Source organism: Nocardia sp. NPDC004582, from assembly GCF_053602115.1.
Window position 1 is genome coordinate 66971 of the sequence record NZ_JBSGCY010000014.1, and the last position, 10514, is coordinate 77484.

A 10514-nucleotide genomic window follows, 5' to 3' on the forward strand; every position below is an offset into this window, starting at 1 on the left:
TCGACGGCACAACCGCATGCCGACCAGACTTCCCGGCACACCTTTTTGCGCAATTCTAACGGTTTGCCGGGAAATCTTCGGCCATCACCCGACGAGGAGGCCCCCTGACCAGTGATCAGGGGGCCTCCGCCGCGTCGATCGGATTTACGCCTTGCCGGCCCGGATGGCCTCGAAGACGTTGGGGTCCACCAGCGTTGAGGTGTCACCCAGTTCGCGGCCCTCGGCCACGTCGCGCAGCAGGCGGCGCATGATCTTGCCCGAGCGCGTCTTCGGCAGCTCCGGCACCACGTGGATCTCGCGGGGGCGGGCGATGGGGGAGATCTCGCGGGAGACCTCGGCCTTGAGCTCGGCGATCAGGTCCGCGCCGGTGTCCTCGGCCTCCCCGGTCAGGATCACGAACGCGACGATGCCCTGGCCGGTGGTGTCGTCGGACGCGCCGACCACCGCCGCCTCGGCCACGCCCGAGTGCCCGACCAGCGCGGACTCCACCTCGGCGGTCGAGATGCGGTGGCCCGACACGTTCATGACGTCGTCGACGCGGCCGAGCACCCACAGGTCGCCGTCCTTGTCGAGCTTCGCGCCGTCGCCGGCGAAGTACCAGCCCTTCTCGGCGTAGCGGGACCAGTAGGTGTCCCGGTAGCGCTCGTTGTCGCCCCAGATGCCGCGCAGCATGGACGGCCACGGCTCGTCGAGCACCAGGTACCCGTTGGCCTCGGTCTCGCCCAGCTGGACCGGAATGCCCTCCTCGTCGACGACTGTCGCGGAGATGCCGGGCAGCGGGGTCATGGCCGCGCCCGGCTTGGCCGCGGTGACGCCGGGCAGCGGGGAGATCATGATGGCGCCGGTCTCGGTCTGCCACCAGGTGTCCACGATGGGAGTCCTGTTGCCGCCCACCACATCCCGGTACCAGCGCCAGGCCTCCGGGTTGATCGGCTCGCCGACCGAGCCCAGCAGGCGCAGGCTCGACAGGTCGTGCGCGTCGGGGATCTCGCGGCCCCACTTCATGAAGGTGCGGACCAGCGTCGGCGCCGTGTAATAGATGCTGACGCCGTACTTCTCGATGATCTGCCAGTGCCGGTGCTCGTCCGGGAAGTTCGGGGTGCCCTCGTAGACGATCTCGGTGGCGCGGTTGGCCAGCGGGCCGTACACGATGTAGCTGTGCCCGGTCACCCAGCCGATGTCGGCGGTGCACCAGTACACGTCCTGACCGGGCTTGTGGTCGAACACCTGGTGGTGGGTGTACGCCACCTGGGTCAGATAGCCGCCCGAGGTGTGCAGGATGCCCTTCGGCTTCCCGGTGGTGCCGGAGGTGTAGAGGATGAACAGCGGGTGCTCGGCGTCGAAGGCCTGGGCCTCGTGCTCGGGGGAGGACAGCGCGACCGTCTCGTCCCACCACAGGTCGCGGCCCTCGGTCATCTCGGTGTCCAGGCCGGTGCGGCGCACCACGAGCACGTGCTCGACGGTCGACTCGCCCTCGGCGAGCGCCTCGTCCACGGCCGCCTTGAGCGGGGCCGCGGTGCCGCGCCGCCACTGGCCGTCGGTGGTGATGACCAGCTTGGCCGCGGCGTCGTCGACGCGCTGGCGCAGGGCGCTGGGGGAGAACCCGGCGAAGACCACCGAATGGGTCAGGCCCAGGCGGGCGCAGGCCAGCATGGACACGATGGCCTCGGGGACCATCGGCATGTAGATGGCGACCCGGTCGCCGGCGACCAGGCCCAGGCCGGTCAGGTAGTTGGCGGCCTTCGACACCTCGGCCAGCAGGTCGGCGTAGGTGAGATCGCGGGAATCGCCGGGCTCGCCCTCCCAGTGGATGGCGACCTGATCGCCGTGCCCGTCGAGCACGTGCCGGTCCACGCAGTTGTAGGCGACGTTCAGCTTGCCGTCGGCGAACCACTTGGCGAAGGGGGCGTCGGTCCAGTCCAGCACCTGGGTGAACGGCTGATGCCAGTGCAGGCGGCGCGCCTGCTCGGCCCAGAAGCCCTCCCGATCGGACCGGGATCGAGCATAGAGAGAGGCGTCGCCATTGGCGGCGGCCGCGAACTCAGCGCTGGGCGGATAGGCATCCAGGTGGTCTGCGGATGTCTCGGTCATCTCGTCTCTTCTTCTCTCGCGTGCGAGCCGCGTGGGTGACGACGGCCACGTCCGACCCTAACCGAGTGTGACCTGGGCCGCGCCGCGCTGTCTCGATCGGTGGGGCGGCCTCGGGGACACACGGTGATTCGATCCCCTGACAAGGGCGGCGCGGGTCACTACTGTCCCTGTCACCGACAGCGGCTCGAGGCGGGAGAACGCGGTGCGAATCAGAGGGATCGCTGTGCTGGCCGCGGTACTCGCGCTGATCGCGGGCGCGAGCCTGACCGGATGCGCCGTCACCCCGGCGTACGGCGACATGATCGCCGTCAACGGCTCCGAACCGCAGAATCCGCTGATCCCGTCCAATACCAATGAGAACGGCGGCGGGCGCATCGTCGACCGGCTGTTCGCCGGACTGCGCTACATCGACCAGCGCGGCGCGCTGCACGACGAGGTGGCCGAATCCATCGACACCACCGACCAGCAGCACTACCGGATCACCCTGAAACCCGGCTGGACCTTCAGCGACGGAACACCGGTCACCGCACACTCTTTCGTGGACGCCTGGAACTTCGGGGCGCTGATCACCAACGCGCAACTGCAGAGCTACACCTACGGCCCGATCGCCGGATTCGCGGACGTGCAGGCGGATCCGCCACGCGCGCAGACCATGTCGGGGCTGAAGGTGGTCGACGACCTGCACTTCACCGTCGACCTGGTCGCGCCCACCATCGACTTCCGGACCCGGCTGGCCTACGCGCCGTTCTATCCGCTGCCCGCGGCGGCCTTCAAGGACATGAAGGCCTTCGGGGAGCACCCGATCGGCAACGGCCCCTATCGATTCGCCGACGGCAACGCCTGGCAGCACGACGTCCAGCTCACCCTGGTGCCCAACGAGAGCTACCGGGGCGGGCGGCCGTCGCGCAACAAGGGCCTCACCTTCGTCTTCTACTCCAACTTCGACGCCGCCTACTCCGACCTGCTGGCCGACAACCTCGACGTGCTCGACACCATCCCCGACAGCGCCATCGCCGTGTACAAACACGACCTCGGCGACCGCGCCATCGAAGCGCCGACCGCGCAGAACCAGTGGCTCGGGTTCCAGCCCACGATGGCCCACTTCGGCGGCGAGGAGGGACGGCTGCGGCGGCAGGCGCTCTCCATGGCCATCGACCGCGAGCAGATCGGGCGGAAGATCTTCCACGGCACCCGGATTCCCGCCCGCGACTTCACCTCCGCGGTGCTGCCCGGATTCGATCCGAACCTGCCCGGCTCGAACGTCCTCGACTACAACCCGGCCGAGGCCGTCCGGCTGTGGGCCCAGGCCGACGCCATCGCGCCCTGGAGCGGCCGCTTCGAGATCGCCTACAACGCCGACGGCGGCCACCAGGCCTGGATCGACGCGCTGGCCAACAGCATTCGCAACACGCTGCGCATCGACGCGGTCGGCGCGCCCTACCCGACCTTCAAGCAATTGCGCGACCAGGTCGTGCACCGCACCGTCGGCAAGGCCTTCCGCTACGGCTGGCAGGGCGACTACCCGACCATGCTGCAATTCCTCGAACCGGGCTTCCTCACCGGTTCGGAATCCAACGACGTCGACTACAGCAACCGCGAATTCGACCGGCTGCTCGCCGCCGCCGAAGCCGCGCCCACCGAACCGGAGTCGTGGAAGCTGGTGGGGCAGGCGCAATCCGTGCTGCTGCGCGACCTGCCCACCATCCCGGTCTTCGACTACATCAACTCCGCCGGCTACTCCAAACGCGTGCACAACGTGGTCATGACCTGGAACGGCCTGGCCGACTTCGAGAACATCGAGCTGAGGTGACCTGATGGCCTGGTACATAGCGCGGCGGCTGCTGCAGATGATCCCGGTGTTCTTCGGCGCGACGCTGCTCATCTACTTCCTGATCTGGAAGGTCACCGGCGGTTCGGTCACCGCGCTGGCCGGGCAGCGCACGCTGACGCCGGCGCTGGAAGCGCAGCTGAAGGCGCAATACGGGCTGGACAAACCGTTCTGGTGGCAATACCTGCACTACCTGAAGGGCGTCGTCACCCTCGACTTCGGCACCTCGTACTCCGGACGGCCGGTGCGCGAAGTGCTCGCCCGGGCCTTCCCCATCACCTTCCGGCTCGCCCTGCTCGCGGTGTTCTTCGAGGCGGTGCTCGGCATCGCGTTCGGCGTGATCGCGGGACTGCGCAAAGGCGGCTGGTTCGACTCCACCATGCTGGTGCTCAGCCTGCTCGTGATCGCCATGCCCATCTTCGTGATCGGATTCCTGGCCCAGTTCCTGTTCGGCGTCACCTGGCATCTCGCGCCCGTCACCGTCGGCTCCGACGTGAGCATCCCGCGACTCGTGCTGCCCGCGCTGGTGCTGGCCTCGCTGTCGTTCGCCTACGTGCTGCGGCTGACCCGGAACTCGGTGGCGGAGAACAAGGACGCGGACTTCGTGCGCACCGCCACCGCCAAGGGCCTGCCGCGGCGGCGGGTGGTCGTGGTGCACATCCTGCGCAATTCGCTGATCCCGGTGGTCACCTTCGTCGGCGCCGACCTGGGCGCGCTCATGGGCGGGGCCATCGTCACCGAGGGCATCTTCAACATTCCCGGCGTCGGCGGCACCCTCTACCAGGCCGTGGTGCGCGGCGAGGCGCCGACCGTGGTGTCCTTCGTGACGGCGCTCATCGTCATCTTCCTGCTGTCCAACCTGATCGTGGACCTGCTCTACGCCGTGCTCGACCCGCGGATCCGCTATGCCTGACGGGAGCGCCGACATGTCCGAAACCGCACCGCCCCAGCGGGATCCGCGGCCCGGCCAGGAACGCTGGGTGGCCCCGCCCGACGCCGTCGAAGTGGTCGCCACCGACCGGGTCGACGTGCACGGCGCGCCCGCCGGATTCTGGGGCGCGGCCTGGCGGCAGCTGCGCCGCAAACCACTGTTCCTGGTCTCGATGGCCATCATCGTGCTGGTGCTGCTGGTCGCCGCCTTCCCCGGGCTGTTCACCGGACAGGATCCGCGGCACTGCGTGGTGGATTTCAGTCTCGCGCCGCCGAATCGGGACCACTGGTTCGGTTACGACCTGCAAGGCTGCGACATCTACGCGCGCACCATCTACGGCGCGCGGGCCTCGGTGCTCACCGGCGTCGGGGCCACCCTGCTGTTCCTGCTCGTCGGCGGCAGCCTCGGCGCGCTCGCGGGATTCTATGGGGGACCGCTGGATTCGGTCATCTCCCGGATCGCCGAGATCGTGTACGCCATCCCGCTCATGCTGGCCGCCATCGTCCTCATGCAGCTGGCCGGGCACCGCACCATCTGGGTGGTGATCGCCATCCTCGCGGCCTTCACCTGGCCGCAGGTGGCGCGCATCGCCCGCGGCTCGGTCCTCGCCGCCAAGGGCAGCGACTACGTGCTCGCGGCCCAGGCGCTCGGGGTGTCGCGCTTCCGGATCCTGGTGCGGCACATCATCCCCAACGCGCTCGGACCGGTCATCGTGGTCACCACCATCTGGCTGGGCGTCTTCATCGTCACCGAGGCCACCCTGTCGTTCCTCGGCGTCGGACTGCCGCCCACCGAAGTGTCCTGGGGCGCGGACATCGCGGCCGGGCAGCGCCAACTGCGCGCCGGCTCGCTCATCCTGTTCTACCCGGCCACCGCGCTGGCGCTGACCGTGCTCGGCTTCATCATGCTCGGCGACGCCCTGCGCGACGCACTCGACCCCAAGGAGCGGCGATGACCGAGCCCCTGCTCGACATCCGGGACCTGCGAGTGTGTTTCGGATCCGGCGACGACCGGGTCGAGGCGGTGCGCGGGGTCAACCTCACCGTGTATCCCGGCCAGACCGTGGCCATCGTGGGGGAGTCGGGGTCCGGGAAATCCACCACCGCGCACGCGGTCATCGGACTGCTGCCCGGCGGCGGGCGCGTCGAATCCGGCAGCATCTCGTTCCAGGGGCGGGAGCTCGCGGGAGCATCCGAATCGGAGCTGGTCGCGGTGCGCGGCAACGGGATCGGCTTCGTACCGCAGGACCCCATGTCCAACCTCGACCCGGTCTGGAAGGTCGGATTCCAGATCTCGGAAACCCTGGCCGCCAACGGCATCACGCGCGGTCGCGCCGCCCGGCAGCGGGCCGTGGAACTGCTCGCCGAGGCCGGGATCAAGGAACCCGAACGGCGGGCCGGCCAGTACCCGCACGAATACTCCGGCGGGATGCGGCAGCGCGCGCTCATCGCCATCGGGCTCTCGGCCCGGCCGAAACTGCTCATCGCCGACGAACCGACCTCCGCGCTCGACGTCACCGTGCAACGCCAGATCCTCGACCACATCGACGAACTGACCCGCGAACTCGGCACCGCGCTCCTGCTCATCACCCACGACCTCGGGCTCGCCGCCGAACGCGCCGAACACCTCGTGGTCATGTACCGCGGGCGGGTGGTGGAATCCGGACCGGCCGCGGAGATCCTGCGCGATCCCCGCCACGAATACACGCGGCGACTGGTGGCCGCCGCGCCCTCACTCGCCGCCCGGCGCAGCGCCACCACCACCGAACGCGCCGCCTACCGGGACCTCGCCATCGACGTGGCCGCCGCCGACGCGGCCGACGCGCCCGACGACATCGTGGTCGCCGCGGGACTCACCAAGCGCTACCGGGTGCGCGGGTCGGTGCCGTGGAAACACACGGAATTCACCGCGGCCGACGATGTCTCGTTCCGGCTGCGACGCGGGACCACCACCGCCCTGGTCGGGGAATCGGGTTCCGGCAAGACGACGGTCGCGTCCCTGGTGCTCGGATTGGACACGCCCACAGCGGGTTCGGTGCTGTTCGACGGCAAGGATGTCGCCGAGCTCGCCCGCCGGACGCCGCTCGCCTTCCGGCGGCGCATCCAGCCCATCTTCCAGAACCCGTACGGGTCACTGGATCCCACCTACTCGATCCATCGCGCCATCGCCGAACCGCTGCGCACCCACCACATCGGCACCCGGGAGTCGCGCGACGCCCGCGTCCGGGAACTCCTGGAGCTGGTGGCCCTGCCGTCCGCCGTCGGCGCCCGCTATCCGCGCGAATTGTCCGGTGGCCAAAGGCAACGCGTAGCCATCGCCCGCGCGTTGGCGCTGGAACCCGAGCTGATCGTGTGCGACGAGGCCGTGTCCGCGCTCGACGTCCTGGTGCAGGATCAGATCCTCGAGCTGCTCAACACCCTGCAGGCCGAATTCGGGCTCTCCTACCTGTTCATCACGCACGACCTCGCGGTGGTGCGGCAGATCGCCGACTCGGTGCTGGTCATGCAGGACGGCAAGGTGGTCGAATCGGCGTCCACCGACGACCTGTTCACCGATCCGCGGTCGCCGTACACGCAGCGCCTGCTCGAAGCGATCCCCGGCCGCGACTTGCACGTGGGGTGAGGTGGGGCTTCGGGGCCACGCCTCGCCACGCGCATGCGGCCGGATGGCGCTTCGCCGTGCGCATGGCCGTCGGCAGGGGCGGCGGAGCGACAGCGGCCGGCGCCGACGGCAGGTAGCGGCCGGGGCGCAGGTGACCAGCCAGTAGCCTCGTATGTCGTGACCGACCCGCTGCAGCCCCTCGTCGACCTGCCCGGCGTCCGCGACGCCGCCGACAAGGCCCGTGACGCGCTCGCCGAGGTGCACCGCCACCGGGCGAACCGGCGCGGCTGGCCCACCACCGCCGCCGAGGCCGCCGTCCGCGCGGCCCGCTCCTCGGCCGCCATCGAGGGCGGCACCATCGACCTGCCGGCCGACGGGCGCGTCGAGGACCCCATCCTCGCCGGATCGCTGCGCGTCGGTCAGGCCCTGGACGCGGAGGCCCTCACCAACCTGGTCGGCGTCTGGCAGCGCGCGCCCCTGCAGGCCCTGGCCCGCCTGCACCTGCTCGCCGCGGCAGACATGGTGGAGGACGAACAGCGGCTCGGCCGTCCGCGCGACGTGCCCGGCGTCGCGGAACGCCTGGACCTGCTCGCCCAGACCGTCACCACGACGAAAGCGCCGGCGCCGGTGATCGCGGCCGTCGTCCACGGGGAACTGCTCTCACTGCGCCCCTTCGGCACCGCCGACGGCATCGTCGCTCGCGCCGCCTCCCGGCTGGTGGCGGTGTCCAGCGGCCTTGACCCGCACAGCCTGGGCGTTCCCGAGGTCTTCTGGCTCCGCCGCCGTCAGGCGTATCTGGACGCCGCGGCCGCGTTCGGCATGGGCACCCCCGAAGGGGTCGGCGGCTGGGTGATCTTCTCCTGCGGTGCGCTCGAGGACGGCGCGCGCGAAGCCCGCTCGATCGCGGACGCGGCTTCCGGGTAAGACCCCTGAACGGTCGAAGGGCCAATCCCGTTGTGCGCGTGGGTGTCCGGGGATGAGATCCCGTGACAGCCGCGAGGGGGTTCGGGGATGAGCCCCGAGGGTTGGGTCTGACACATAAGAGCGGGCGGCGTTGTCGCTGATGTGCGACCTCACCGCCCGCTAGCACGGACCACCTGGTTACCAAGCGTGCTTTTCGGGTTGTGTTCTCTTCGGCCTCGGCGAGCTCTCCGGGATCCGGTGGTTCATCCCCGCATTGGATGCGAGGCCCTCGCCGTCGAAATCCCGGATAACGCAGGCCCACAACTATCCGTGCCCTTGTCGCGGCGTGCTCCGCGTGGGTGCCTGGTGTCCGTGCTGGGAAGGGTGGGATGGGAGGTCGAATCTTCTCTTCCGATCCGATCTTGGCCTTCCGTCCTTCCGTGCATCCATTGTTACCCCGTGACCGCCATCACATCAAGACCTGGGAAAACTTTCCAATCCGGCGTGTCCGCGTCGTTTCACGCCCGGCGTTTCGGACAAATGACCGGGTCAGCGACGCCGGCGCAGCAGCCGGTAACTCAGCGCTCCGGCGGCCACCGCGCTCAGGCCGACCGCCACCGTCGCGGCCACCGTGGTGGTGGTCGGAGCCGGGATCCGGGCCCACAGCGACACCGGGTTCGAGAAGGCCAGCACCGGCCAGCCGCGGGCGGCGGCCTCGCGCCGCAGACCCCGGTCCGGGTTCACCGCGGTCGGGTGGCCGACCACCTCCAGCATCGGCAGATCGGTCACCGAGTCGGAGTAGGCGTAGCAGCGGTCCAGGTCGTAATCATATTGCGCGGCAAGCTTTTCGATGGCCTCGACCTTGCCCGGGCCGTAACAGTAGAACTCCACTTCGCCCGCGTACCGGCCGTTTTCGATGACCATGCGGGTGGCGGCGAAATGGTCCGCGCCCAGGGCGGCCGCGATCGGGGCCACCACCTCCTCGCCGGAGGCGGAGACGATCACCACGTCGTGTCCCCGAATCCGATGGTCCGCAATGAGATCCGCGGCCTCGGCGTAGATCAGCGGGTCCACGATGTCGTGCAGGGTCTCGGCGACGATCGAGCGCACCTGGTCGACATCCCAGCCCGCGCACATCTTGGTGAGGTGCTCGCGCATGCGCTCCATCTGATCGTGATCAGCGCCGGACAGGAGGAACAGGAAGTGCGCGTAACTGCTCTCCAGCACCGCACGCCGGCTGAGCAGGCCCTGGTCCAGGAACGGCTTGCTGAAGACGAAGGCGCTCGACCGGGCGATCACCGTCTTGTCGAGATCGAAGAAGGCGGCGACTCGTCCGCGTTCGGCTGTCACGGCTCCAGGATATGGTTCCGCGCCGCGCGGCGGGCGTCGTGGGTCGCCCCGCGCGGGTCCGCGGCGCTCCGGGATCCGCCATACGATTCGGTCGGCGGTCATGGCCGACATCACGTTTGAACTGGGGCTCGTCGGGGTTAGCCAGCTGGAAGCCGGGCGGTCAGGACGGGAAAAAGACTCGCCGGGCGGACTTGCAATACGGCCGGGGCTTGGGTGTAGTATCGCAGTTACCTGGACATGGTCCAGGCGCGTTCAGCCCGACCCCCCGGGGCTGAACCCGACGGCCCCAGCCTCCTCCCCCCCCGGCTGGGGCCGTCCTCTATTTTCAGGCGGTTTCGGATCCGCCCACGCTTCCCGAATTGTGCACAGGCCGCGTGTTATCCACACTCGCCGTCGGGCCGCTTTCGCCGCTTCGCCAATCGGGCGACGCTGACCTGCATGAACTCCGATGCCGCCACCCCACCCGCGCTCGCGCTGGTCGCCGATCCCCGTCTGCGCGAGGAGATCCGCCGCATCGCCGCCGCGGCCGACCGCCCGCTCGACGAACGTGTCCCGCCCCCGGGTCGACACCCCTGGACAGCCGCGTCCGTGATCATCCTCGACACCGCCGCCGCGCATAGCTGCGTATCCGCCGGGCACCCCCGCCGCCCGGGGATCCTCCTGGTGACCGATGGCGAGCCGAGTTTGCTCGACTGGCAAGCCGCCACCGCGGCGGGCGCCGAACAAGTCCTTTCCCTGCCCGCCGCGGCCGACGCCTTGATCGCCGCCTTCGCCGCCCACGACGGCCGCCGTCCCGGAGACGGCGCGGTC

The 10514-nt window shown here is 69.6% G+C and carries 7 protein-coding genes and 1 pseudogene; 6 read left to right on the forward strand and 2 right to left on the reverse strand.

Going from position 1 to position 10514, the window contains the following annotated elements; genetic code table 11:
- Window positions 1-144 precede the first annotated feature (144 nt).
- Window positions 145-2091: an acetate--CoA ligase gene (gene acs, locus ACWELJ_RS06870; protein WP_452365222.1), complete on the reverse strand. Its 1947-nt coding sequence runs from the start codon at window positions 2089-2091 to the stop codon at window positions 145-147.
- Window positions 2092-2389: 298 nt separating this feature from the next.
- Between acs and ACWELJ_RS06875 the strand changes: the two genes are divergently transcribed.
- The 5 genes from ACWELJ_RS06875 (at window position 2390) to ACWELJ_RS06895 (ending at window position 8375) form a co-directional block, all read left to right on the forward strand.
- Window positions 2390-3901 carry a peptide ABC transporter substrate-binding protein gene (locus ACWELJ_RS06875; protein WP_452365231.1) on the forward strand — a complete coding sequence of 504 codons (1512 nt, stop codon included), beginning with the start codon at window positions 2390-2392 and terminating at the stop codon, window positions 3899-3901.
- 4 nt (window positions 3902-3905) lie between these two features.
- Entirely contained in the window at window positions 3906-4832 is a 927-nt protein-coding gene (locus ACWELJ_RS06880) for an ABC transporter permease (protein WP_452365223.1), read from the forward strand.
- A gap of 13 nt (window positions 4833-4845) precedes the next feature.
- Entirely contained in the window at window positions 4846-5805 is a 960-nt protein-coding gene (locus ACWELJ_RS06885) for an ABC transporter permease (RefSeq protein WP_452365224.1), read from the forward strand.
- Window positions 5802-7472, forward strand: a complete 1671-nt coding sequence (locus tag ACWELJ_RS06890) for a dipeptide ABC transporter ATP-binding protein (protein WP_452365225.1) — start codon at window positions 5802-5804, stop codon at window positions 7470-7472. The genes ACWELJ_RS06885 and ACWELJ_RS06890 overlap by 4 nt, the downstream gene beginning before the upstream one ends.
- Window positions 7473-7628: 156 nt before the next feature.
- The gene (locus ACWELJ_RS06895; RefSeq protein WP_452365226.1) at window positions 7629-8375 is read left to right on the forward strand and encodes an oxidoreductase; all 747 of its coding nucleotides are present in this window, start codon (window positions 7629-7631) and stop codon (window positions 8373-8375) included.
- Window positions 8376-8903: 528 nt separating this feature from the next.
- Here ACWELJ_RS06895 and ACWELJ_RS06900 read toward each other — a convergent pair.
- Window positions 8904-9704, reverse strand: coding sequence for an HAD family hydrolase (locus ACWELJ_RS06900; protein WP_452365227.1), 801 nt, complete (start codon window positions 9702-9704; stop codon window positions 8904-8906).
- A 438-nt stretch (window positions 9705-10142) separates the two neighbouring features.
- Here ACWELJ_RS06900 and ACWELJ_RS06905 point away from each other — a divergent pair.
- A pseudogene (locus tag ACWELJ_RS06905) lies at window positions 10143-10514 on the forward strand (septum site-determining protein Ssd); the annotation flags it as partial.

Coding starts and splice junctions, on each gene's coding strand:
- acs (WP_452365222.1), bottom strand. CDS start 2,091: ATGACCGAGACATCCGCAGACCACCTGGATGCCTATCCGCCCAGCGCT.
- ACWELJ_RS06875 (WP_452365231.1), top strand. CDS start 2,390: ATGATCGCCGTCAACGGCTCCGAACCGCAGAATCCGCTGATCCCGTCC.
- ACWELJ_RS06880 (WP_452365223.1), top strand. CDS start 3,906: ATGGCCTGGTACATAGCGCGGCGGCTGCTGCAGATGATCCCGGTGTTC.
- ACWELJ_RS06885 (WP_452365224.1), top strand. CDS start 4,846: ATGTCCGAAACCGCACCGCCCCAGCGGGATCCGCGGCCCGGCCAGGAA.
- ACWELJ_RS06890 (WP_452365225.1), top strand. CDS start 5,802: ATGACCGAGCCCCTGCTCGACATCCGGGACCTGCGAGTGTGTTTCGGA.